22 protein-coding genes are annotated in these 23274 nt (G+C 57.6%); 4 read left to right on the forward strand and 18 right to left on the reverse strand.

What is annotated here, in order from left to right; translation table 11 throughout:
- Window positions 1-709: 709 nt before the first annotated feature.
- The 4 genes from ACR0J1_RS17935 to ACR0J1_RS17950 form a co-directional block, all read right to left on the reverse strand.
- Window positions 710-1192, reverse strand: a complete 483-nt coding sequence (locus ACR0J1_RS17935; protein ID WP_480734060.1) for a hypothetical protein — start codon at window positions 1190-1192, stop codon at window positions 710-712.
- Window positions 1193-1365: 173 nt separating this feature from the next.
- A complete protein-coding gene (locus tag ACR0J1_RS17940) occupies window positions 1366-1926 on the reverse strand; it encodes a hypothetical protein (RefSeq protein ID WP_480734061.1) in 561 nt (186 codons plus the stop codon).
- A 102-nt stretch (window positions 1927-2028) separates the two neighbouring features.
- Complete coding sequence (locus ACR0J1_RS17945) at window positions 2029-2604, reverse strand: hypothetical protein (RefSeq protein ID WP_480734062.1); 576 nt, start codon at window positions 2602-2604, stop codon at window positions 2029-2031.
- 482 nt (window positions 2605-3086) lie between these two features.
- Window positions 3087-4181, reverse strand: a complete 1095-nt coding sequence (locus ACR0J1_RS17950; protein ID WP_480734063.1) for a helix-turn-helix transcriptional regulator — start codon at window positions 4179-4181, stop codon at window positions 3087-3089.
- 375 nt (window positions 4182-4556) lie between these two features.
- Between ACR0J1_RS17950 and ACR0J1_RS17955 the strand changes: the two genes are divergently transcribed.
- Window positions 4557-5303: an N-acetyltransferase family protein gene (locus ACR0J1_RS17955; RefSeq protein WP_480734065.1), complete on the forward strand. Its 747-nt coding sequence runs from the start codon at window positions 4557-4559 to the stop codon at window positions 5301-5303.
- Window positions 5304-5617: 314 nt separating this feature from the next.
- Here ACR0J1_RS17955 and ACR0J1_RS17960 read toward each other — a convergent pair whose 3' ends face one another.
- The 5 genes from ACR0J1_RS17960 to ACR0J1_RS17980 all read right to left on the reverse strand — a co-directional run bounded on the left by ACR0J1_RS17960 (window position 5618) and on the right by ACR0J1_RS17980 (window position 8157).
- Window positions 5618-5926, reverse strand: coding sequence for a hypothetical protein (locus ACR0J1_RS17960; protein WP_480734066.1), 309 nt, complete (start codon window positions 5924-5926; stop codon window positions 5618-5620).
- 28 nt (window positions 5927-5954) lie between these two features.
- On the reverse strand, window positions 5955-6305 hold the full coding sequence (gene tnpB, locus ACR0J1_RS17965; RefSeq protein ID WP_480734067.1) for an IS66 family insertion sequence element accessory protein TnpB: 351 nt from the start codon (window positions 6303-6305) through the stop codon (window positions 5955-5957).
- Window positions 6302-6703, reverse strand: coding sequence for a transposase (locus tag ACR0J1_RS17970; protein WP_480734068.1), 402 nt, complete (start codon window positions 6701-6703; stop codon window positions 6302-6304). The genes tnpB and ACR0J1_RS17970 overlap by 4 nt, the downstream gene beginning before the upstream one ends.
- A 285-nt stretch (window positions 6704-6988) precedes the next feature.
- Entirely contained in the window at window positions 6989-7558 is a 570-nt protein-coding gene (locus ACR0J1_RS17975) for a hypothetical protein (RefSeq protein WP_480734069.1), read from the reverse strand.
- Between the two features lie 80 nt (window positions 7559-7638).
- Complete coding sequence (locus ACR0J1_RS17980; protein ID WP_480734675.1) at window positions 7639-8157, reverse strand: hypothetical protein; 519 nt, start codon at window positions 8155-8157, stop codon at window positions 7639-7641.
- Between the two features lie 313 nt (window positions 8158-8470).
- On the opposite strand from ACR0J1_RS17980, the gene ACR0J1_RS17985 reads away from it, so the two are divergent.
- The gene (locus ACR0J1_RS17985) at window positions 8471-9571 is read left to right on the forward strand and encodes an efflux RND transporter periplasmic adaptor subunit (protein WP_480734071.1); all 1101 of its coding nucleotides are present in this window, start codon (window positions 8471-8473) and stop codon (window positions 9569-9571) included.
- Between the two features lie 8 nt (window positions 9572-9579).
- Window positions 9580-12699 carry an efflux RND transporter permease subunit gene (locus ACR0J1_RS17990; protein ID WP_480734072.1) on the forward strand — a complete coding sequence of 1040 codons (3120 nt, stop codon included), beginning with the start codon at window positions 9580-9582 and terminating at the stop codon, window positions 12697-12699.
- Window positions 12700-12828: 129 nt separating this feature from the next.
- Here the strand turns inward: ACR0J1_RS17990 and ACR0J1_RS17995 are convergent, their stop codons facing one another.
- From ACR0J1_RS17995 to ACR0J1_RS18005, 3 genes are read right to left on the reverse strand one after another with little or no spacing between them, the layout of a single operon-like run.
- Window positions 12829-13560 carry an amino acid ABC transporter ATP-binding protein gene (locus ACR0J1_RS17995; RefSeq protein ID WP_480734073.1) on the reverse strand — a complete coding sequence of 244 codons (732 nt, stop codon included), beginning with the start codon at window positions 13558-13560 and terminating at the stop codon, window positions 12829-12831.
- Window positions 13560-14393: an amino acid ABC transporter permease gene (locus ACR0J1_RS18000; RefSeq protein WP_480534140.1), complete on the reverse strand. Its 834-nt coding sequence runs from the start codon at window positions 14391-14393 to the stop codon at window positions 13560-13562. Before ACR0J1_RS18000 ends, ACR0J1_RS17995 begins: the two co-directional genes overlap by 1 nt.
- Before the next feature lies 1 nt (window position 14394).
- Window positions 14395-15210, reverse strand: a complete 816-nt coding sequence (locus tag ACR0J1_RS18005; RefSeq protein ID WP_480734074.1) for an ABC transporter substrate-binding protein — start codon at window positions 15208-15210, stop codon at window positions 14395-14397.
- 282 nt (window positions 15211-15492) lie between these two features.
- Here ACR0J1_RS18005 and ACR0J1_RS18010 point away from each other — a divergent pair, with 282 nt between their 5' ends.
- The gene (locus tag ACR0J1_RS18010) at window positions 15493-17946 is read left to right on the forward strand and encodes an autotransporter family protein (protein ID WP_480734075.1); all 2454 of its coding nucleotides are present in this window, start codon (window positions 15493-15495) and stop codon (window positions 17944-17946) included.
- Between the two features lie 65 nt (window positions 17947-18011).
- On the opposite strand, the gene ACR0J1_RS18015 is transcribed toward ACR0J1_RS18010, so the two are convergent.
- The 6 genes from ACR0J1_RS18015 to ACR0J1_RS18040 all read right to left on the reverse strand — a co-directional run bounded on the left by ACR0J1_RS18015 (window position 18012) and on the right by ACR0J1_RS18040 (window position 23140).
- Window positions 18012-19403, reverse strand: a complete 1392-nt coding sequence (locus ACR0J1_RS18015) for an aminotransferase family protein (protein WP_480734076.1) — start codon at window positions 19401-19403, stop codon at window positions 18012-18014.
- A 307-nt stretch (window positions 19404-19710) separates the two neighbouring features.
- The gene (locus ACR0J1_RS18020) at window positions 19711-20043 is read right to left on the reverse strand and encodes a DOPA 4,5-dioxygenase family protein (protein ID WP_480734077.1); all 333 of its coding nucleotides are present in this window, start codon (window positions 20041-20043) and stop codon (window positions 19711-19713) included.
- Window positions 20044-20132: 89 nt separating this feature from the next.
- Entirely contained in the window at window positions 20133-20771 is a 639-nt protein-coding gene (gene maiA, locus ACR0J1_RS18025; RefSeq protein WP_480734078.1) for a maleylacetoacetate isomerase, read from the reverse strand.
- Between the two features lie 7 nt (window positions 20772-20778).
- On the reverse strand, window positions 20779-21321 hold the full coding sequence (locus tag ACR0J1_RS18030) for a VOC family protein (RefSeq protein ID WP_170671183.1): 543 nt from the start codon (window positions 21319-21321) through the stop codon (window positions 20779-20781).
- 5 nt (window positions 21322-21326) lie between these two features.
- The gene (locus tag ACR0J1_RS18035) at window positions 21327-21524 is read right to left on the reverse strand and encodes a DUF2783 domain-containing protein (protein ID WP_480734079.1); all 198 of its coding nucleotides are present in this window, start codon (window positions 21522-21524) and stop codon (window positions 21327-21329) included.
- Window positions 21525-21529: 5 nt separating this feature from the next.
- On the reverse strand, window positions 21530-23140 hold the full coding sequence (locus tag ACR0J1_RS18040) for an FAD-dependent oxidoreductase (RefSeq protein ID WP_480734080.1): 1611 nt from the start codon (window positions 23138-23140) through the stop codon (window positions 21530-21532).
- Window positions 23141-23274 lie beyond the last annotated feature (134 nt).

Below are 23274 nucleotides of genomic sequence, written 5' to 3' on the forward strand. Positions count from 1 at the left end.
CTGAAGGTCGTAGGTTCAAATCCTACTCCCGCAACCAGCGTCAGAAAACCCCAATACAGCCCGTTCGATCTACAAACAGTCCACTGGACTGGGTGATCAAAGATCTCAACTCGGCAGCCTCATAACCTGGTGAACATTCCGAACGTTCACCGCGACGAGGATCGTGTGTTCACAAATGCCAAGACAAGATGGGCAGTCGATTTAAACTGGCGTGTGCTGTCGTACCTTGCAGAGCACTATTCTCGCCCAAAGCATATTCAAGGGTTTGTTCAGCCACTCCGGTTGCCCAAGTTTGCTTGATCTTGGCGTATGGCAAAAGGCAAGAGATCTAAGTAGATTGAGCCCCAAGCCGCCATCGCTCCGTAACTTGGCTACTGCGGGTGCATTAGGCCGCTTACAACACATTGCGGTCCTTGGACCCCAAGTGCCCGTCAATTGTCTGAGTGAAATGATCGGTTGTCTGCAGTGAGCCCATCCTGTGAATTTGGCTGTCTCGCTGCCGCTCTAGTAGGAGCAGTTATTCTGTACCGGCCTGAAATCCTCTGCTGCAGCGAAGTGATCCTAGACAGCGTTTCCTTGATAGGCCAAACCTTGAGCAATCATAGTTAGGGCACATTGACCGTCTGTGCTGATGTCTGGCTTGCAGACGACGTGCGCCATAGTCCCAGACTTTATTCAAAACTCTCATGCCTCAGGGCAAAAGGTCCTATCAGCAATAGGGCCAACATAAGAGATCCTGTATGAAATTATCATCTATCACCATGACCAAATTGCTCAGCTCGGAAAAATCGGATCCCTCTAGAATGGTAAGTTCATAGCTGACCCAGTCACCATCCGCTTTGGGCTCTTTGATTTCGGCGATTAGGACAACCTGCTTTCCGTCAATACTACCTGTAATCGCTGCATTAGGTGGATCCGACGCAAAGCTGTCCTGCCCCTTGCCCCACGCGTCCAACAAGTCAGCGCGGCTGACCTGCCCCGCACTACGGTAAGGCCGATCCGCGAAAACGGGAACCTCGGAACTTACTCCGTGCAAAGTCATAGTGCCGTCCGTCAGCGTGGCGCGATCAGCGGTTTCAATGAACAGATAACTCACGGCTTCTGATGCATTGTTGGTCGCTTGTGCGGTTGCAGTGACTGCGAGAGCACTCAACATAGTTGCTGCTCCGAAAAGCTTGGCCGAAACACTCATAGTTACCTCCAGTGTTGGAACCGTTGTTATGTATGAAGTATCAATCTAGATACCTGTCCGCGCTGTTGCTGCCAGACAATTTCTTGTTCCACTCACAAAAACCTGCAGTTGGATTCGCATCCGTTGGGTCAAACAGTGGTTTTGACCGGCGTTGACCAGATTGACTGACTTTTTCAATCTGATTGTGTCCCCAACACCCCGGAATCTGCATCCAGCTTAATCGTATTGCCGCCCCCTGTGAGAGCATCTGCCGCAAGATCCCACCCGCCTTCGATATCTGCCCACGGGCTCTCATCAATCACGAGATAGCTTTGCTCAAGGACAGGTACCGCGGAACCTTGCAGGATTGTATAAGAAAAAGTCAGTGTATCACTGGATTGCCTAGGATCCGATAGTTCGACGACCAGCGCAACAGGTTTGCCATCCGCCTGGCCCATGAGTGCCGCGTTTGGTGGATCATCGGCAAAATTATCCTGCCCTTCACTCCAGACTTTAAGCAGTTCTGCACTTGGTATGACTCCTGCAGCGCGATGCGGGCGATCTGCAAAAATGATCATATTCGCGTCCGGGCTTTCAAGTGTCAGTATTCCGTTGTCCAGCGTCGCCACGCTGGCGTGCTGAACAAACAGAAAGCTGGCTTGGTCTTTCGTTTGTTCAGCAGATGCAGAAGCCGCAATGACCCCCGCTGCCAGAGTGGTGGCAATGCCTGCGCTCAAGATGCCTGCCTTCGTCATTCCTATACCCTTGTAGATGCGCAAAGCGTTTCAAACGCTATATGAGTTGACTGCTGCACCCCCCGCGAAAGGCTCCGCGACAGGGAAGCGCACTTAAGCATCTCAGTTCGACGAAACGCCCTGCGACAGAATACCCATACCCACATCGCCGTTCAGCTGTGTAGATTGTCCTGCGTCCCCGGTGGAAACAGCCGCCAGGTCGGTCATTGTCTTGTAAAACTCTGCGAACGGGTTGTCGTCGATGACCAAATAGCTCTGTTCTATGGATTGGACCTCGGCACCTTCCAAGACTGTGTAACCGAAGACCAAGTTTCCGTCTTCCCGCTTTGGGTTGGTCAGTTCAACGATTATCGAAACAGGTTGGCCTGCGGATTGTCCGACTAGCGCTGCATTTGGCGGGTCCTCGGCAAAGCTGTTTTGCCCTTTGCCCCAGATCTTGATCAATTCCGAGCTTGGTACCGCAACTGCAAGACGGTGCGGACGATCCGCAAAAACGATCATGCTTGCGTCTGCGTCATGAAGCGTCAACGTGCCATCACCCAGAGTTGCAGAGGGCGCATGTTGAACGAAAAAGAAAGTTTCCTGAGCAGGTTTTTCTTCTGCAGCTGCAATCGCAGGTGCCAGTCCGATGACAAACGCAACAAGCGGGTTCCAAAGTGCTTTCAGTGCCTGATCCATAGGGTTTCTATCCAATTCATGTTTCGTTTTGGCTCAATTGCAAGAACCGCCCTACCGGACTTGTTTGCAGCCTGCTCGATCTTCGCCACGGGTTTCCTAGCCGAGCACAAATCCATACGTTGTACCAAGCGTTGCATTTCTTGAATAAGTGCAACCATTTCCCTTTGGCGGTCCTTCGAGCCAGCAAACAACACAACGCCGATTGACTATGCATTATCAGCTTGAGCTCTTTGACTCACGTGCATGACGTCTCAAGTTCGCTGTCAGAGAGTGCCACTGACCGAACCCAGGATCGTCGCCTCTGCGACACTGAACCGAGCCGACCATGCTACCTTGGCCGCGAAGCTCTGAGATGTGGGCGCAATCACCACAACGCATATCGTGGATCTTGAGAACCGAGAGAAAGTCACCGGGTGGGAACTGTAGCAAGACTTAGCGCAAATGACGCTCGCTGAACTTTTGCTTCGGAAGGCACTAGCGCACTAAGTCGCATGTTGGTTGGGTGTGTGTGCTATGTCGAAGGTCCCACTCGATCTTGCCAGCGCGCCAAGGTTCTCAAAGAAGCCTTTGTTTGGTTTGATTGAGTTTTCTCTGGTCAGTGTTGGATGCAGGTGGGCCGAGTTTTGATGAGCATCCAATTCGCCTGGTTTGTTGTATTCGGAGCCCAAGATATCGCCCGGTTTACAGTTGTACCGGCGCCGGAAACTTCGAACAAAGCTTGACGTGTCGAGAAAGCCCAAACGAGTTGCGACAGATGTAACCGCCCCTCGTGTAGGCTGACTGCTGGCAAGCGTGTCACGTGCGTATTCCAGGCGGAGGTTGGCCAAATAGGCCTGCAATCCGCCATCTGCGCGAAACAGGCGATATAGCGTCGATCGCGACATACCGACGGCGACGCACATCTCATCAACGTTCAAAGGCAGCGAGAGTGGCCGCGAGAAGATGTATTGTTCTGCGCGAATACGCTTGGCTCTTTCGGTATGCAGGTCTTCCGAATTGAGTTCCTCGCGATCTGTTATCGCGGCGACGAGCAGAGACGCGAACAGGTTAATCGCGGACGCATCGCCCGTTTCCAGTTTGTGCGATACTTCGTTCGCCAGATGCAGGAAATTGGCGATCATCAACCGTCCGACTGATGTAGTATTGTCAAAATGTGTCATTGGCCGCAGAGGGTAACGAGTGACTTCAAGAGCCGATTTCCTGAGCGCAAGATAAGTGACTTTGGAGCGGTCGCAGTAGCAGTATCGGGTCGCGGACAAGTCCATTACCGTGAGAGAGCCAGGTGCCACCCGGGTGGTTTCTCCATTCACTCTCGCGACTGTGTGTCCCTCATTCTGGTAACGGACTACAATACAATCGAATTCGTGATTGTTGCCTACGAGTTCCGCCGGAGACATGGCCAATTGGCAGAACACGGCATCGTCCAACTGACGAGACGACACGCTGAGTTCCAGATTCCGACGGGAAACCAAGGGCCTGCCCATACGCCAAAAGTCCGCCATGAAATCGTCCCACGCATCGCGCCGCGCTTTTTCTGGGAGCATAGAGATATTAAGATCTGGTTCGAGGCCATTCATCTTCGATCTCGTTTCGGGATATTTTCAGCTAAAAATCTTGTTCACATCATAGCTCATAGAGGTTGAGTCGATCAAAGTTTACTCACTCCATGACCTACTACTGTATCTACGCCGAAACTTCTATCTTACAAGCTGTGTGGCGAGTAAGTGCCAAAAGCTCGCGGCGTCCGTCCGGCTCCTATGCTTCCACGCTGCCTTTTGCACTGACGGAAAACCATATTTTATGTTTCTTACCAAACCAAGCAAGTTCATTGCTGCGGCGAATTTCCGGTTTCGCAGGCCGCGCGGCGGCAATTCAAAGCTTTGTCGCGCAGCTCGAGATTTGAAATAGCTGGCGGTGAAAGGCTGGTTTGGGATCTACTCAGGTTCGTCCTGATGAATGACCGCAATCGGGGAAGCCGCCGCAGCGCGGAAACTCACTCGCTGCGGGCGCGAGGGATTTCTGCGTCCTCATTCGCTGTGCTGGCAAAGGGCGGCTTTGTCCGCACAACCGCCGTTGGTCATGTCAGGACAAGTCGCAAGCCCGACAGAAAGCGTCGGATGACCGGTGTGAGCCCAGACCTGCAGGAGGAAACAGCTTTCGCAATCGCAGAAAGGGTGTCATCTAACAGCATGGTTCTTCGCGCAGCAACTTACTCGGATGCATCAAGTATCGCAGCTATCTCTATCGAGGTATGGATCGGCACCTACCTGAAGAAAGGCGTGAGTGCGTTCTTTGCGGATTATGCGCTAGGAGAGTTCACGGTTGAAAAGACCAAGAAGCTGATTGGCGACCCCGAACAATTCATGTTGGTTTCTGAGAACGCCGAAGGAATCGACGGCTTTATAAGGGTTTCTTCGAACAGCCCTGCGCCAGTAAATGGGTGTTCTGACGTAGAGATTTCCACTTTATACGTCCAGCCAAGACATCATGGAAAGGGTATTGGGAAACGTCTACTGTCTGCGGCGCTCGACCATTGTCGCGATGCTTCTGTCGGCTCTGTGTGGTTAACGACCAATGCGGAAAATGATCCTGCGATAGCATTCTATCTTGCGAAGGGTTTTGAACACGTTGGTGAGACACACTTTCGCATTGATGATCAGGGCTACCTGAACAACGTCTATCGGTTTTCCTTGCTCTGAATAGACGCTGCGGTAATAACGGCAACTAGTCCGCATAGCAGCTGTCCACGGCTCCAAATCACTGCATCTTTGATTTAAAGTCCGCTTCCTGTGCATTGTCGCCGTCGCTGAGGCCCGGTCCTGCACCAGCAGCGAAGGCCTGCTTGGTGGCCTTTGTGTCGAGGAACCCTTCCTCGAGCGCTTGAAGCGCCGCTGGTTAACTTTTCATTTGCCCATTAGATGGCTGTCTTTTGGGGCCGGGACAAAACCGAAATCGGCCTAAGTGCACGCAGTGGCAGCCTGGGAAATGACGCGTGTAATGTACCCGTGCAACGTCAGTTGTCAGCGTTTTCTGAAGTCCCGGTCAAACGTTCGAATTCGGAAAATGATATCCGAGCAAATCGTCTTCCCAACTCATCAACAATGAAGATCGGTTGAGACTCGGCGATCCTAAGAAAAGCACTCAGGTTGTCTTGAAGCTGTGCCGCCGAGGTATCGTGGCTCTTCGCCAGGATAGCACGCGCGGCGGCATCACAGACAAGCTGTCTGGCGTAATCTTCGACTGACAGATTGCTCTCCGCAGCATCAGATAAAAGCGTCCCCCAGACGGATTCAGGAATGCCGGTGATGACCAAATCTGACAAGACAGATCCCTTCCGTTGATATCAAGCGTCAGACAGCGACCGGGTGCCGTGTACCGCGCGCGACCACACGTTTCCAGTCAAGCCCTTCGAAAAGGGCCTCAAACTGTGCTTTGGTCATGGTCATCACTCCGTTAGCGACGCGAGGCCATTCGAAACCGTTACCCTCGATCCGCTTGTAGACCAGCACCAGACCCGTCCCATCCCAGACTATGAGCTTCAATCGATCTGCGCGTTTTGACCGGAAAATAAATATGGCGCCGCTAAATGGGTCGAGATCGAATTCATTCAGAACGATCGCTGCCAAACCGTCCATGCCTTTACGAAAATCGACCGGCTTGGTTGCGACGTAAAATTTGAAGTTACCGGCTGGGGAAATCATGATTGGCTATCCATCGCGAGTGCGATTGTGACCAGATCGTTCACCGGGTAATCGGCTGGAAAAGACAAAGTGCTTTCCCGGCGCGTCAGTAGAATGCGATTGTCAGTTTCCGGATCGCGGTTTGGCTGTGTCGCTTCGTTAACGAGAACTTCCGAAAAGATCCGTTCTTCGCTCCGTGCGATGCTTCTGACCCGTGACGATTTCACGTCTGACCTCCATTTATAGACGAGAGACTGCGAAACGTTGCAGTCCTCCATGATGTCTCCGACGGTCAGTTCACCAAGATCAAGTTTGGTTTTGACAAACCGCTTGAAGCTTGGCGGCCAGACACGGCGTCCGCCCGCATGCACTTCGATGGTGAAGCCATAGACTTCGAATGATTGTGGGAATTGCCCCATGGCTGCAGCCTCTCGTTTTTGGCAATATGCCATGGAAGCAAATAGGGGCTATTTAAGGGGTCAGATGCAACGCTTACGATCGATCACCCGACGAACGCGCAACGCACCGGGCCGCAGGTTCAAATCCTACTCCCGAAACCAAACTTCCCAAAACCTGTTCAAGCCCTAATCAACCAGAGAAAACTCTGGATGCCCGGGCAGAGCATGATTACTCATTGTCTGCCGGGGCCATTCTTATCGATCAAGCCTTTCAGCCCAGATGTACACCGATCGGAAAACCGACCGTCACCATTTGATCGCCTCAAAGTCGGAGTTGATGCCACCAAACCCGGTAACTGTCGCGAGGGTGCTGCCCAGATTAACAGTGCTTTCCGCCAAGTCCGTTTCCGGGACCGACGGGTTTACTGAATCGTCGATCACAAAATAGGGGTTTGTGATCGACTCCGGCACCTCACCTTTGAGGACCGTGTATCCATAGCTGATTGTGCCATCGCCCAAATCCGGGTTGGTGATTTCAACAATCAGCGAAACAGGGTCGCCGTTTTGCGTTTCCCCCACCAAGGCGGCGTTTGGCGGATCGTCGGCAAAACTGTCTTGCCCTTCGCTCCAGGACTTTACGAACTTATCCAAGGCGATGGTGGCCGCAGCGCGATGGGGTCGTTCGGTGAAGGCGATGACGTTCTGGTCGGGCCCTTCTAGGGTCAGCCTATCCCCATCAAAAGTTACCTTGTTTGCATGCTGAACGAACAAAACGCTCGCAGGTGCATCCGAAGATGCAGAGCTGTCTGCAAGCGCAGCAGTTCCACACAGGCTGATCATCGCTGCAGCGGCAATCACATTGGTTGTTGTCTTCATATCGTACTCCATAACGCCTGTTGCCAAGCTCAAAACAGCGGCTGACGAGGCAGCCGGAAAGGGCGGATATTCGCGTCTATCTATTTGGGATCGTTTGGATTTATCATGTACCCGATGGGGTCTCCAACGGCATAGTTGAAGACATCGCCCAAGCAGGCAAAACAATCATCGATGACAAGGTAAGCTCGATCAATTTCGGTGATCTCTTCCCCTTCGATCAGCTTGTAGCCATAGACGAAGTTCTCGCCTGAAATCTGAGGGTCCGACAGTTCGACAACCAAAGAGACGGGTTTGCCTTCATGCTGCCCGACCAACGCGGCGTTTGGCGGGTCGGATGCAAAACTATCTTCTCCTGCGCTCCAAAAATCAGTCAGATGCTTGCTTGCAATCGTAGCGGTGACCCGATGCGGTCGATCAGCAAATATGATGAGATTTTTGTCGGCCTGTTCCAGCGTAAGCACGCCGTCCGATAAAACCGCGCTATCGGCGTGCTGCACAAGCAGAGCGCTTTCCGACGCTTTCTGTTCCTCTGCCGTGGCCGAGACTGCCACAGCCCCGAGCGCAAGCGCGGCGAGCGACGTTGAGATTTGGAATGTCATAGACTTCTCACTTCAGTTGTTGTTGAAATTTACCTCGGCCGCTCAGCGCTTCATGACCCTCCGTTTATTCACCAAGCATCAGCTTTCGTTGACTTCACAGAACTTTCGATCTGATTACACGGTGCCGATAACCTCACCTTTCCCCCCAATCTCGTGTGCCAAGCTTACATTTCAAGAAAGAGTTAACCACTCTTAATTTAACGCACAGGTTGAGGTCACATGATTTCTGGCCAACGTAAAATTGCGTTGCACCAACGTATAGAGCCGTGGATAGTATCGAAGCGGCAATGTGTTGGCGGATGGATAAGCACCGATGAAAATGGCAAGTCTAATTCTTGGTGGTCTGTTCGTGATGGTCCTGGGCGGGGCTGCAAATGCGCAATCAGACCCGGCGCCGCCAAGTGTGGTCGTCGCCCCGGCCACTATGCAGGTGTTGCAAAAACAGGATGAATTCGTCGGTCGGGTCATCGCGGATCAGAGCGTCGACCTGCAGGCCCGCGTCGAAGGGGTATTGGAGGGCGTCGACTTTACCGAAGGGGGCACGGTCAAAAAGGGTGACGTGCTGTTTCGCATCGAAAAGAGAAAATACGCAGCAAGCGTGGAAAGCGCTCAGGCAGCCTTGAAAAGCGCTCAGGCCTCGGCGCAGAGCGCCAAGACGGACCTTGATCGACAGCAGACACTTTTTGACAAGGGCGATATCCCGCAGGCGATCCTCGATACAGCCAAGGCGACGTACCAAGAGGAAAACGCCGCTGTGGATGAGGCGCAGGCCAATCTGAAGATTGCACAGATTGATCTGGACTATACGGAAATCGTCAGCCCTCTGGACGGGCGGATCGGGTTGTCGGCAGTCGATGCAGGAAACATCGTTGATGCCGATAGTGGCGTTCTGGCGACGGTGACAAGCATCGATCCCATTCTGGTCAGCTTTTTCATAAGTGAACCCGTGTTGCTGAAAGAACGTCGGAACGGATCGATTTCTGCTGATGGTATCAAGCTGGCGACGCGGATCACGCTAGCCGATGGTGAGGCTTACGGGTCAGAGGGCAAGGTGACCTATGTGGGTGACAGCGTCAATCAGGACACCGACACAATTGAGCTGAGGGCCACCTTCGCCAATCCCAATGGCCTTCTTATTCCCGGCCAGTTTGCGATCGTTTCACTCAGCGGCTCGGAAGACGCCAAGGTTCTGGCCGTTCCGCGCAATGCGGTGCAGTTCGACAAGAAGGGTTATTTTGTGTTCTCGGTGGATGACAAGGACACGGTTCATCGCGTCGACATTGAAATCGGCACACAGACGGCGACTAGAACACAGGTGAATTCAGGTCTGAAAGATGGCGACCGGGTCGTCGTGCAGGGGCTGCAGAAAATTCACGATGGCCTTGTCGTGAAACCGGTCGATAGTCAGAGTTAGGGCTTGGCTTGATCTCTCACTATTTCATCAACCGTCCGCATTTCGCTGCTGTTGTCGCGATCCTGATGGTGCTGTTCGGTGCGGTCTGCGTCCGGCTGATACCGATCTCGGAATATCCAAACATCACGCCGCCGCAGATCTATGTATCGGCGTCATATCCCGGGGCCGATGCGCAGGTCATTCAGGAATCCGTGGCCACGCCGATCGAAGAACGGGTGAATGGCATCGACGGCATGTTGTACATGCAATCCACAAGCTCGAATGACGGCAATTACGTGCTGAGCGTGTCTTTCGAGTTGGGAACAGACCCCAATGTCGCGGCGGTCGAAGTGCAAAACCGCATCGCGCTGGCAAGCGCCGAACTGCCGTCTGTTGTGCAACAGCAGGGGATCGAAGTTACCAAACAATCCGGCAATATGATCCTGGTGCTCAACCTGACCTCGCCAGACGGGTCACGGGACGAACTGTTTCTAAGCAACTATGCAGCCGATTTCCTACATGATCCGCTGCAGCGCCTGAAAGGGGTCGGCGGCGTCTCGCAGTTCGGTCAGTTGGAATACAGCATGCGGGTCTGGATCAATCCGGTCCGCATGGCTGCGCTGAACATCACCGCGGCAGAGATCGCCAAAGCAATCGAAAGCCAGAACGTCGTCGCCGCTGCCGGGCAGGTCGGAGCGCCGCCCTTCGGCGACGCCCGGACCGATTTTCAGTTCAAACTGCGGGCCGAGGGGCTGTTGCGTGACGCTGAAGAATTTGGCCGGATCATCATTTCAACCGGCGATGACGGTTCAGTCACACGACTGGAAGACATCGCCCGGATCGAGCTTGGCTCGGCCACCTATGCCGGCTCTTCGCAGCTGAACGGCAAAGACACGGCGGCTATCGCTGTGCATCAGGAAAGCACCGCCAACGCGCTCGAGATTTCGGACAGCGTCCGCGATCTGATGGACGAGCTTTCGAAGAAATTCCCGCAGGGTGTCTCGTACGAGATTTCCTACGATGTCACAGACGCCGTTCGCGTTTCGATTGAAGACATCCTGAAGACTTTGGCCCTGACCGCAGGATTGGTGATTGCGGTGACGTTCTTCTTCCTCGCCAGTTTCCGGGCCACCATCGTTCCTGCAATTGCGATCCCCGTTTCGCTGTTGGGGGCCATCGCGCTGATCTACGCGATCGGATTCAGCGCAAATATGATTACGCTGTTCGCTTTGGTGCTGGCCATCACACTTGTAGTTGATGACGCCATTATCATCATCGAAAACGCCGAACGTATTCTGAACGAAGAAGGCCTTGATCCGCGCGAGGCCACGCTCACGGCAATGTCGCAGGTCAACCGACCGATCATCGCAACCACTTTTGTGCTTGCGGCGGTGTTTGTGCCGGTGTGTTTCTTCCCCGGCGTGACCGGTACGATCTATTATCAATTTGCGGCGACAATCATCTTTGCGTTCGTGCTTTCCGCCGTAAATGCGCTGACCCTTGCCCCGGTGCTGTGTGCCATGGTCCTGAAGTCGGGCATTCGGCCAATCGGCCCCTTGCGCTTTGTTCCCGCTGCGGTGTCGTGGATCAGGCGGCAATATGTGCGGCTGGTGTCGCTGATGTTGCGGTACATCGTGGTCTCGCTGCTTTTGTTCGCGGCCTGCGTCGGCGCGACGGTTTACCTTTTCAGAACTGTCCCGACCGGGCTGATCCCGCAAGAAGATAACGGGGTCTTGCTGGCGGCCATGGCTCTGCCGGATGGAGCCTCTCTGCAGCGGACACAGGCCTTCATGTCAAAGGCCGGTGAGATGATCGAAAAAACCCCGGGGGTTGCTACGGTCACCACGGTCTCGGGCGCGAGCATGCTGGGGGGCAGCGGGCCAAATGTCGGAATGGCGATTGTCACGCTCAAACCATGGGATGAACGCACCAGCCCGGATCTGCATTGGGATGCGATCATGGGGCATCTTGATCAGCAACTGGCCACCTTGCCAGAGGCCGAAAGCTATGTGTTTCCCTTCCCGACCATTCACGGGCTTGGATCGACCGGGGGCATCTCGGTTGAACTGCTGGATCTGGAAAAGGGTGACGGGGCGCAGTTGGATTCTGTGATGCACGCCTTCGTCACCGCGCTGAACGCAGCGCCCGAATTCGTCCGCGCCAATGGCAACTTTTCGGGTCAGACGCCGCAGTACCGATTGTCCGTCGACCGGGATCGCGCCGAAGCGCTGGGGGTCAGTGTCTCGGATATCTTCACCGCATTGCAGGCCAATCTCAGCACACTCTTCGTCGATAACTTCATCCTGTCCGAGCGGGTCTATTGGGTTGTCATCTCGGCTGACGCGCAGTTCCGGCAAACACTGGAGGACGTTGATAATATCTATGTCAAAAACAGCGCCGGAGAGTCCCTGCCGCTGCGAAACTTCGTGAGCAGCGAACCGGTTCTGGCCCCGGATGCGATCCCCCGGTACAACCTGTTCACCGCAGCCTCGGTCAGCGCACAGCTGGCAGACGGTGTCAGCTCGGGGGTGGGCATCACGGCGATGCAGGCGATTGCTGACCAAACGCTGCCGGACGGCTTTCGCATCGAATGGTCCGGTGTGACCCAGCAAGAGGTCAAGTCTCAGGACATGGTTCCATACATCATGTTATCCGCGCTGGTGCTGGCCTACCTGTTTTTGGCGGTGCAGTATGAAAGCTGGATATTGCCGCTGTCGATCATAACCTCGGCTGTGTTTGCACTGTTGGGTGCGCTCATTCCCATCGCCTATTTCCCATTCCTCACTAGTAATATCTTTGCGCAGATCGGCATGGTGTTGTTGATCGGGTTGGCCGCCAAGAAAGCCATCATGGTTGTCGAATTCGCCAATCAAGAGAGGTTGTCCGGCGCAAGCATCCACGACGCCGCCCTGAAAGCGGCAGAAATCCGGTTCCGACCTGTCACCATGACCGGCTTATGCTTCATTGTCGGCGTGTTGCCATTGGTCTTGTCCAGCGGGGCGGGTGCCGCTGCCCGCGTATCCATCGGCTATCCGGTGCTCTTTGGCATGGTGGTGGACAGCACTCTGGGCCTTCTGATGATCCCTGTGCTTTATGCTGCTTTTCAATCGCTCAAAGAGGTACTGGTTCAGTCGGCGAAATTGCGGTAGCGATTTGCCTTTCCCGCGAAATTTTCCTCCGCATAGGCGATCAAACCTGACATCTCACTTGCGTCCGGCAATGGCGGTTGTGCCCTCCCGCAGCCGGGGTCGGAGAATCTCGACGCAGCCCGTTCAGACCTACTTCAACGCTCGAGCCAAAAAAGCGCGGGTAATGGGGTTTGTCGGGGCGTTGAACAGGTGTTCCGGGACACCTTCCTCGAGGATGCGACCGCTGTCCAGAAAGCATACCTTGTCTGCGGCCTCGCGGGCGAATCCCATCTCGTGCGTTGCCATCACCATTGTCATGCCCTGCTGTTTCAGCAGCAGCAGAACGTCCAGCACCTCGCCCACCAGTTGCGGGTCCAGCGCCGAGGTGATCTCGTCGAACAACATGACCTCGGGCTGCATCGCAAGTGCGCGGACGATGGCCACCCGTTGCTGCTGGCCGCCTGACAACTGGTCGGGATAGTTCTGCATCCGGTCGGCTAGACCGAACCGGGCGAACAGGGCCTCGACCTCGGGCAGTAGGGTGTTGCGGGACAGGCCGCGGACCCGGCGGGGGGCCAGTAGGACATTGTCCAACGCGGTCATGTGGGGGAACAGGTTGAAGCTTTGGAACACGATGCCGATGCGGGCGCGGACCGATTGCGGGTTGAGGCCGGGGACCGAGATATCCTCGCCATCCAGAAAGATCGCGCCGTCCTCGATCGGTTCCAGCAGGTTGATGCAGCGCAGCAGGGTGGACTTGCCCGACCCGGACGCGCCGATCAGGCAGACCATCTGGCCCTCGTCCACGGTCAGGTTGATCCCGTCACAGACCGTGCGGTCGCCAAAGCGTTTGACCACGCCCTGCAGTTCCAGCTTGGGCATCAGCGTCTCTCTCGCATCTGGCGGGCCATCAGGTGATCGGCATAGCGGGTGGCCGGGACGGTGACGATCAGAAAGATGATTGCCGCGCCCACATAAGGGGTGAAGTTGGCGAGCAGCGATTTGAAAACCCCCGCTTGGCGGAAGATTTCAACCGGGCCGATGAAGCTGAGCAGAGAGACATCCTTTTGCAGCGCGATCAGCATGTTCATCTGCGAGGGCACCACGTTGCGGATGGCCTGCGGCAGCACCACGTCGCGCATCACCTGCCGTTCGGACAGGCCCAGCGACAGGGCTGCGGCGCGCTGACTATGGTGCACGCTGTCGATGCCCGAGCGGAAGATTTCGGCGACATAGGCGGAATAAGTCAGCACCAGCGCCAGCGTGCCCCAGATATAGGGCGAATTCCATGGGCGCGGCAGGCCCAGCCCCGGGATGCCGAACCCGATGAGATAGACGGTCAGGATCACCGGCACGCCGCGGAAGATATCGGTGAAGGCGGCACCGAAGATGCGCAGCGGAAACAGCGCAGGCGACTTGGCGTCCCGCGCCAGCGCGATCAGCAGGCCAAGCACGGCGATGGCCGGGGCCGACCAGGCGAAGATCATCACGTTGATCCGGAATGCGTCCAGCAGTTTCGGGAAGGTTTCCACCAGAACCGCGCCATTGAAAAAGCTCTGCTGGACCTTGGCCCAGCCTGGTGCCAGCGGCACCAGAAGCCAAAGCGCAGCAACGACCGTGATCGTGCTGGTCGCCGCGATCAGCAGCGACCGGCGGCGCTGCTGCGCTTCAAAGCGTTCGCGGCGGGTCATGCCATCCGCCTTGCGACTGTTCATGTTACCGGATCAGGGGGACGCCGGTGGAATCCTGCAACCACCGGGCTTCGATTTCGGCCAGTTGGCCGCTTTCGGTCAGTGCCGCCAGTGCCGCGTCGACGCAGGCCTTCAGCGGGTTGCCTTCTTCCATCAGCATTCCGAACTGGTCGGGATTGTCGCTTTCATCGGCGGGGAACTGGCCGATGACCTTTGACCCTTCGATCATCACCGCGCTCAGGAACAGGGCCGTGGGCAGGTCGAACAGTGCAGCGTCGATCTGGTTGGCGGTCATCGCGGCGTTGACATCCGCGTTGTCACCATAAAGCAGCGGGTCGTTGTCGGGCTGGATGATGCGGGCCAGTTGCGGCACGGCGGTGGTGGTGCCCACCGCACCCCATTGCAGCCCCTTCAACGCCTCGAGCGTCGGGGCAGTTTCGGCGGCGTTGGCGCTGACCAGAACCGCCATCGGGGCGGTGTAATAGGGGGTCGAGAAATCAACGACCTGATCGCGCTCGGGCGTGATCGAGTATTGCTGCATGTTGACGTCGAATTCCTTGGCCCCGGGCTGGATCGCCTCGTCGAACGAGGATCTGACCCAGACCACATCTTCGGGGGCAAAGCCCATCTGCTGGGCCACGGCAAAGGCCACGGCGGCCTCGAACCCTTCGCCCTTTTCGGGCGCGTCGTCGACGACCCAGGGGTAATAGGCCGGATTACCGGTTGCGACGGTGAACTTGCCCTCGGTCAGCGTCTTGCCCGCGGCACAGTGGTGATCGGCATAAGCGGTTGTTGACACAACCAAAAACGAAGTTGTCGCAAGCGAAAGCGCCCTGAACATCAGCTGAAACCTCCTGCTGGATTCTTTGCAGCTACGGTAGTTCTGCTGGTCGAGCCTGTCCAGCCACGCCGGTCAAGCGCGGGAATCGCGTCTGGCGGCGGGTATGATTAACCGCGCTGGTGATAGTGCGGATTCCGGAAACAAAAGGGCTGTGGTGTGGTGAATGTGCAATAGAGGGCCGCCGAAAGGTTTAGCAGCGGTTGCCTCATTTGCGCCAAACTTCGACTCTGGGTAGAAAATTTACAATCTGTTAACGAATGAAATATGTAGGGGTGTCGGAACATGAATGGATGCGCGGCAGAACGCGCACGCGTTGCGCGTGGCGGTCGTCTGATCAGGTGGAAAGGGCAGGTGGCAAGCCTTGCGCCGTCCCTGTTTCTGGCATCGGCGTCGATCGCTGCACTGATCGCGGGCGGTGCGACGGCACAGGTGATCTCGGATCAGCAGACCACTCCGCTCGATTTTAGCAATGACGAGGATATTACGATCACCTCGACGGGCTCGGTCGAGTTGACCAGCGGTGCCGCACCGGCGGTGACGATCAGCCCGGACTATTCAAGCACCTTCACCAACAATGGCACGATCGTCGCGCCCATTCCGGCCATTTCGCAGGGTACCGGCGTGTTCGTTGCCAGCCAACTCCTGCCAGGGGGGCGAATTATCAATAATGGGTCCATCGAGGTCATCTCGGAGTCGGTGAACCTTGTGGTGTCCCGCGGGATCGACTTTGACGATGTGGTGGGAGGCGCGGTGATCAATACGGGCGACATCACCACCGGGGCGATACGGCAGGGCGGTCTGGCCGTGGCCACGGGCCTGAACTTTGCCGACTTTGTCGTGGCCGGTGCGTCGGTGGAGAATTCGGGCAACATTACCTCCTTCGCTGAGGGAAGCGAAACGAACAATCTGTTTGCCCTTGGGCTGGCGTTCAACGAGGACGTCACCGCCAACATCACCAACAGCGGCTCGCTTGTTGCGACAGGGCGGGATGGGGCGTCGGTCGAGGCGATCGGTACGCAAATTCTGATCGGGCGTACGCTGACGGGTAACTTCGAAAACTCGGGCGAAATCCAGGCAAGTGTCGAGAATGCAGACTCGGCCTTTGCGGTCGGAACGTTCATCCAGGGGCTGATGACTGGCGACCTGAATAACAGCGGTTCGGCGATGGCCGAAGCCGAGGCGGCGACCTCGGCGATCGCAACGGCCTATTCGCTGACTGCGGACGTCGACGGCAACATTCATAACTCCGGCATGATCAGCGCCCGGGCGGAAAGCCCGACCCTTGCAACAGCCGCAGGTGTCGACATCGGCGGACAGCTGCGCGGGGATATTCGGAATACCAGTTCGATCTCGGCCGAGGCTGTGGTCAGCGCCGGATCGGGCAGCGGGACCGCAACGGCGGTCGGGGTCAACGACATGCAGGGCGCGTTCTCGAACGAAGGGGCCATCATGGCGGCAGCTTCGGGGCCGGGGCAGGGGGATGCGTTTGGCCTGCGGTTTGAAAACTTCGACGGCGTCATTACCGATGTGGGTCGTGTTGCGGCCACCGCGACGAATGGCAACGCATATGCGATCTATCTGGGCACTGGCTCGGGCACGCTGAACATCGACAGCCGGGATGATGTGACCGGGCTGATCCGCGTTCAGGACCACACGGTCAATCTGGACGCTCAGGGCGGTAGCGCGGTCTTTTTCTTCGAAGCTGCAGCCCCGGGCTCGGGCGCTTTTGTGACGACGGTTTCCGATGGTCGCTCGGCGTGGTTCGTCGATGACGAGGGTGGGTCTGACCCGATCTACGCTGTCATAGACGGGGCAGATATTGCCGCGTCCGGCGATATAGCGGCCTATTACGGATCGGTCGTGGGCCGCACGGTCGAAGCCCTGCGCTATGATCCACCCGAACAGGTCACGCAGGGTCAGGCCTTTGCCGGCAATTTCGGCGGGTTCCGTCCCTTCGCGATGATCGATGCCGAGTTCCGCCGGTTCGAGAACACCCCCGGCATCAATACGGATCTGACGGTGTTCAACGGCGTGGCCGGTTATTCCGGTCAGGCCGAGAACGGCCTGACGATGGCCTTCGGGCTGGGCGTGTTCCGGTCTGACGGGGACACCGACACAACCGATTTTGACACCACGGGCGTCTATCTGGATGCCGCTTTTGGCCGCCAGTTCGGGGCCTTTACGGTCGAAGGCGGGTTGGGCTTTGGCTGGCTCGACACCGATCGCTCGCGACAGGTTGCCGGCAACCCGGACGCCGAGGCCGATTTCGACAGCACCCTGTTCACCGCCCATATCGGTGTGGAACGCCGCTTCGAGCTCAAAGATACTCTTGATTTGCTGGGCTTTGGCGATGTCCGCTATACCCGTCAAGAAGATGACAGCTACACCGAAACCGGCTCGGTCGCGAATGCAAGCGTCGGCGATACCACCACCGAGGTCATTGAGGCGCGCGTGGGGGTCGAGGCCAGAAAATCGCTGGCCGATGGCGGCATTCTGATCGGTCGGCTGAGCGGAGTCGTACGGCGGGATCTTGGCGATACCGATGCCGAGGTGACGGTCTTCTCGGATACGCAGACCCTGTCTTTCGCATCGACCGATTTCACCGGAGCCAGCCTGCTGGTCGGATATGAGCATGACCTGCCCAACAACATGCGGTTCGAGGTCACCGCCGAGCATGAGATCGGCGATGCCGCTCAGGGTCCGAATTTCCTGGCCGGTCTAAGCTGGAATTTCTGATAGGCGAACAAAAAAAACCCGCCGTTGATCGGCGGGTTTTCTGAAACCGGCAACGGCTGTTCGCCTCAGCCGAACACCCGACCCAACGCGCCATCCACGGCGTCGGTGATCTGGTCGATGTCGTCCGGCGTCGCGATCAGCGCGGGCGAGAAGCAAAGCGTGTTGTTCTTGCCGGGCACCGAACGGTTGGTGACGCCGATGATCACACCTTGCGCCATGCAGTCGGCCACAACCGCCTGCGCCAGCTTCTCGTCGACGGCTTCGCGCGTCGAGCGATCCGCGACCAGTTCGGCCCCCAGAAACAGGCCCTTGCCGCGCACATCGCCGACGACCTTGTGCTTTTCCATCAGCGCCTGAAGATTGCCCCTCATGCGCTCGCCCATCGCCGTGCAATTGCCCAGCAGGTTCTCATCCTCAATGATACGCATGTTCTCGACCGCCGCGGCAGGCCCTGCGGTGCAGCCACCAAAGGTCGAGATATCGCGGAAGTAGTTCAGCGGGTCCGAGGCATCGTCCTTGAACATCTCGAACACCTCTTCGGTGGTAACCAGACAGGCAATCGCCGCATAGCCCGAGGCGACGCCCTTGGCCATCGTCACGAAATCGGGCTTCACATCGTAATGCTGATAGCCGAACCATGTGCCGGTCCGGCCCACGCCGCAGACGACCTCATCAATATGCAGCAGGATGTCGTATTTCTTGCAAATCTCCTGAACCCGCTGCCAATAGCCTTCGGGCGCTTCGATGACGCCGCCCCCTGCGGTCACCGGCTCAAGGCACAGCGCACCCACGGTGTCGGGGCCTTCGCGCAGGATGACCTCTTCGATCTGATCGGCGGCCCATTCGCCGAAATTCTCCTCGGGCGCGCCGTCCAATTCGTGCTTGCGGTATTCCATGCAATGCGGCACGCGCACGAAATCGGGGGCGAAGGGTCCGTATTGCGCATTACGCTCGTCCTGGCCACCTGCGGACATCGCCGCCAGGGTGCCGCCATGATAATCGCGGTCGCGGTACAAGATCTTGGTCTTCTTGCCGCCATACCGCTTATGGGCGATCTGACGGACCATCTTGAACGCCTTCTCGTTCGCCTCCGAGCCCGAGTTGGTATAGTAGACCCGGCTCATGCCCGGCATCTTGCCAATCAGCTTTTCGGCAAAGATCGATCCCGGGATCGAACCCGCGGACTGCGCAAAATAACACAGCTTCATCAACTGGTCATAAACGGCCTTGCAAATGGTTTCGCGGCCATAGCCCACATTCACGGTCCAGACCCCACCGGAAACCGCATCCAGATGCTCTTTGCCGTTCTGGTCCCAGACGCGCATCCCCTTGCCCTCGACAATGATGCGCGGATCATTGGTCTCGAAGGGCTTATGCTGGATCAGATGATGCCAGATATGGGCGCGATCGGCTTCGACAATGCGCGAGAGGTCATTTTCGTTGAACGTGCCGTCCATGACAGGTCCTTTCAGGGTGGGCGCGCCGGGATCAGACGCCCAGAGGGGCGCGCGGGAACGTGATGTCGTAGATCAGCGCGAATGAGACCCGCGCAGTAGGGCCAGATTAGCCCATAGAATAGCGCCAGTGTATCAAAATCGCCCCGGCCTGCAGGTTTGTTTCGCGAGACCCGACCCCACCAAGCCCCCCAAAGGCGCGGCCTTCGCCCCACCGCTCCCCTGCTTCTTCTGTTCAAAAATACTTCGGGGGAGTCGCAGCCTGCTGCGACGGGGGCAGAGCCCCCAACCGTCGGCAAAGCGCAGACACTCAGTCAAAGATTGACAGATCCAGCTCCAACATCTCACCCATCCAGACGGCGCGATCGCGATGATCAGTCAGATGATCGCCAGTCTCGGGATGGGTAAAGACGGTCAATCCCTGCCGGTTCAGGATCAGCCAAGGAAAAACCTGATCGAACACCCCTGCGGGAAAGCCCAACTGGCAGCTCCAGCGCGGGTGCGGGCCGACATTTCGGGCGTGCATCCGGCCCATCTGCAAGTCTGGGAACAGGTGCGCGGCTTCTTCGCAAAGCTGCCGCGCAGTTTCCTGCGTATCGGCGTCGAAATAGACATGGGCGTGATAGCCGGTGATCTCGGGCATTTGGGCCTCCCGTGTGTCGGATGCGCCCAACCTATGCCCGCGGGCGGGATTTGCCCACGCGCGCCGACACACAGACCTTGTGCGCAGGCTCAGGCGGGGGCGTGCAGATCCGGGTGTGCCGCCGCAAAGGCGGGATGGTCCGTACAGACGGCCTCGACCGCCAGCAGGCGCGGCATTTCGGACAGATCGACCTCCCAGCGCCGCGCGTTGTAGAGCTGCGGGATCAGGCAGATATCGGCCAGGCCGGGCGTATCGCCGGTGCAGAATGGCGTCTGATCGAACCCGACCAGTAGCGCCTCGAAGGCGAGCAGGCCGGGGCGGATGAAGTGACGCATCCAGTCGCCGGGCATGTCGCCAGCCCCACCGCTCAGCGCAGTTGCGTGGCGCGCCACTGAAAGGTTGCAGACCGGGTGAATATCCACCGCAATGCTATGGGCCAGCGCCCGCGCTGCGGCCCGGCGGGCCGGATCCTGCGGGAGCAGGCCCATCTTCCGGGTCTCGTCCAGATAATCGAGGATCGCCAGCGACTGCGTCAGGCGCAGCCCGTCAATCTCAAGCACCGGCACCAGCCCTTGCGGATTGCGCTCCAGATGCTCTGGCGCGCGATGGGCCCCGCCGACCAGATCGACCACCACCGGGCGGTAAGCGATGCCCGCCAGGTTCAGCGCGATCCGCAACCGGTAGCTGGCCGAGGACCGCCAGTAATCGTACAGAACAACTTCGGTCATTCAGCGTTCAACCCTTGCTCAGTTCCTTGGCGTGCAGCCAGTCGGCGTGCTGAGGCGCCTTCTTGGTGCGCGACCATTCCTCAAGCATATCCCATTTGACCGAATCCAGCCGGGCCAGCATCGCCTCTTCTTCCGGGTCCGGGCAAGCCAGTTCGACACGGTGCCCGTTTGGATCGAAGAAATAGATAGAGTGAAAGATCGAATGGTCGGTCACGCCCAGAACCTCGACCCCGTTGGCCTCGAGGTGGTCCTTGAAGGCGATCAACTCGTCGCGGTCCTTTACCTTAAAGGCAATGTGCTGCACCCATTTCGGGGTGTTCGGATCGCGGCCCATTTCGGGCTTGGTGGGCAGTTCAAAGAAGGCCAGCACGTTGCCGTTCCCGGCATCCAGAAACAGGTGCATGTAGGGATCGGGTTCATGGGTCGAGGGCACATGGTCTTCGGCAATCGCCAGAATGAAATCCATGTTCAGCATCTTGCCATACCATTCGACGGTCTCTTTCGCGTCCTTGCAGCGATAGGCGACGTGGTGAATCTGTTCGATTTTCATAACGCTTATCCTTGTTTCAGCGCGGCGGCGTCCAGCGCCTGTTTCAGCACGGCGTTGTCGCCGATGTGGTTGGCCAGCACCAACACCAGCCGCGCGTTCAGCGCGTCGCTGTCGGCTTTATCAAGACCCTCATGCGCGGCCAGCAGGTCGGCATAGAAATCATCCGCATGGGTCAGGTTGGGAGACAGGATCAGATCGGTCATATCGCTTACTCCTTGCCGGTGGCGCGGCGGACCGCGTGCCGGAATGCGTTTTCTTCATAGCTGTCGCGGCGCGCTGCCACATGCTGATCGGGACGGATCAGGTAGACCGCGCTGGTCGCATCGCCCAGATAGCGGCGCTTCAGCGTCAGCGTGGGGTCGTCCTTGACCGAGAGAGCAAGGCGCTTGACCACGACCCCGTCGACCTCAATCTCATCCGGTGCATCGGTGTCGATGGTCAGCAGCGTGAACTGCCCGGCCAGCTTCGACAGCAGGAAACCGTCGCCCAAAGGCGCATCGGGGCAGGGCGCACCGGGGCGGGTCTGGGCCGGGCCATTCAACGCATCCGCCGAATTCAGCGGTGAGCCGTCGTAGACGCACGGCACGCTCAGCCGGCCCGAGTTCACCATGGGACGGGCGAAATCGTAATGCTCGCTCAGATCCAGCACCGCGTCGCGCATCAGGCGGGACATCTGCGATTTCGGCGTGATAAAATCGGTCGAGCGGGTCGAGTTCAGGATGTTCTCATCCGCACCGTGGATACGCTCGGTATCATAGCTGTCCAGCAACGACTCGGGCGCTTTGTCGTCGATCACCAGTTTCAGCTTCCAGCACAGGTTGTCGGTGTCCTGCAGGCCGGAATTGGCCCCACGCGCGCCAAACGGGCTGACTTGATGGGCGCTGTCGCCGGCAAAGATCACGCGGCCATGGCGGAATTGCTCCATCCGGCGGCACTGGAAGGTATAGATGCTGACCCATTCCAGTTCGAACTGAACATCTTCGCCCAGCATCGCCTTGAGGCGGGGGATGACGTTTTCGGGGCGCTTTTCACGTTCCTTGTCGATGTCCCAGCCCAGTTGCAGATCGATGCGCCAGACCCCGTCGGGTTGCTTGTGCAGCAGCGCCGACTGGCCCTTGTTGAAGGGCGGATCGAACCAGAACCAGCGCTCCGAGGGGAAATCCGCCTCCATGATCACATCGGCGATCAGGAAGTTGTCTTCGAACACGCGGCCCACGAAATCTTTGCCCAGCATGGTGCGCATGGGCGAGGCGGCACCGTCACATGCGATCACCCAGTCGGCCTCGACCGTATAGGACCCTTCGGGGGTTTCGACTTCAAGCTTGGTGTGGTCGTGATGGGTGCCGACCGCCTCGACCTTGTTGCGGCCGCGGATCTCGATCGGCGCGCCCTGGGCCTGCAATTCGCGGACCCGGTCGACCAGATATTCTTCGAAGTAATACTGCTGCAGGTTGATGAAGGCGGGGCGCTGATCGCCGCTGTCGGGCTGCAGGTCGAACTCATAGACCTGGCGTTCGTCGAAGAACACCTTGCCGGTGTTCCACAGAACGCCCTTGTCCACCATCGGCTGGCCACAGCCCAGACGATCCAGAATTTCCAGCGGGCGTTTGGCGAAACAGATGGCGCGGCTGCCGAAGCTGACCTTGTCATTGTCGTCCAGCACCAGAACCTCGACCCCCTGCTGGGCCAGATCGATGGCAGCGGCCAGACCCACGGGGCCTGCGCCGATGACGATGACCTGATGGCGAACCGGTGCCGAAGCCGACTGGTCCGGGCTGGCCTCGTAGGCATAAAGTGGAACTTCGAAGATCTTGTTCACGGTCTCTCTCCCCAGTGTTCTGCGCGCCGGGCGTACCTCATCCGGTCTCCGACGCGGTGTCGCGCGGAGGGCTCAGCTTAACGTTTCATCGTCAAATCCGGGCCGCCACGATCTGGATCAAAAACGGCCCGGAA

The organism is Ruegeria sp. CJ3, assembly GCF_056536725.1.

Coding starts and splice junctions, on each gene's coding strand:
- ACR0J1_RS17935 (WP_480734060.1), bottom strand. CDS start 1,192: ATGAGTGTTTCGGCCAAGCTTTTCGGAGCAGCAACTATGTTGAGTGCT.
- ACR0J1_RS17940 (WP_480734061.1), bottom strand. CDS start 1,926: ATGACGAAGGCAGGCATCTTGAGCGCAGGCATTGCCACCACTCTGGCA.
- ACR0J1_RS17945 (WP_480734062.1), bottom strand. CDS start 2,604: ATGGATCAGGCACTGAAAGCACTTTGGAACCCGCTTGTTGCGTTTGTC.
- ACR0J1_RS17950 (WP_480734063.1), bottom strand. CDS start 4,181: ATGAATGGCCTCGAACCAGATCTTAATATCTCTATGCTCCCAGAAAAA.
- ACR0J1_RS17955 (WP_480734065.1), top strand. CDS start 4,557: ATGAATGACCGCAATCGGGGAAGCCGCCGCAGCGCGGAAACTCACTCG.
- tnpB (WP_480734067.1), bottom strand. CDS start 6,305: ATGATTTCCCCAGCCGGTAACTTCAAATTTTACGTCGCAACCAAGCCG.
- ACR0J1_RS17970 (WP_480734068.1), bottom strand. CDS start 6,703: ATGGGGCAATTCCCACAATCATTCGAAGTCTATGGCTTCACCATCGAA.
- ACR0J1_RS17975 (WP_480734069.1), bottom strand. CDS start 7,558: ATGAAGACAACAACCAATGTGATTGCCGCTGCAGCGATGATCAGCCTG.
- ACR0J1_RS17980 (WP_480734675.1), bottom strand. CDS start 8,157: ATGACATTCCAAATCTCAACGTCGCTCGCCGCGCTTGCGCTCGGGGCT.
- ACR0J1_RS17985 (WP_480734071.1), top strand. CDS start 8,471: ATGAAAATGGCAAGTCTAATTCTTGGTGGTCTGTTCGTGATGGTCCTG.
- ACR0J1_RS17995 (WP_480734073.1), bottom strand. CDS start 13,560: ATGCCCAAGCTGGAACTGCAGGGCGTGGTCAAACGCTTTGGCGACCGC.
- ACR0J1_RS18000 (WP_480534140.1), bottom strand. CDS start 14,393: ATGAACAGTCGCAAGGCGGATGGCATGACCCGCCGCGAACGCTTTGAA.
- ACR0J1_RS18005 (WP_480734074.1), bottom strand. CDS start 15,210: ATGTTCAGGGCGCTTTCGCTTGCGACAACTTCGTTTTTGGTTGTGTCA.
- ACR0J1_RS18010 (WP_480734075.1), top strand. CDS start 15,493: ATGAATGGATGCGCGGCAGAACGCGCACGCGTTGCGCGTGGCGGTCGT.
- ACR0J1_RS18015 (WP_480734076.1), bottom strand. CDS start 19,403: ATGGACGGCACGTTCAACGAAAATGACCTCTCGCGCATTGTCGAAGCC.
- ACR0J1_RS18020 (WP_480734077.1), bottom strand. CDS start 20,043: ATGCCCGAGATCACCGGCTATCACGCCCATGTCTATTTCGACGCCGAT.
- maiA (WP_480734078.1), bottom strand. CDS start 20,771: ATGACCGAAGTTGTTCTGTACGATTACTGGCGGTCCTCGGCCAGCTAC.
- ACR0J1_RS18030 (WP_170671183.1), bottom strand. CDS start 21,321: ATGAAAATCGAACAGATTCACCACGTCGCCTATCGCTGCAAGGACGCG.
- ACR0J1_RS18035 (WP_480734079.1), bottom strand. CDS start 21,524: ATGACCGATCTGATCCTGTCTCCCAACCTGACCCATGCGGATGATTTC.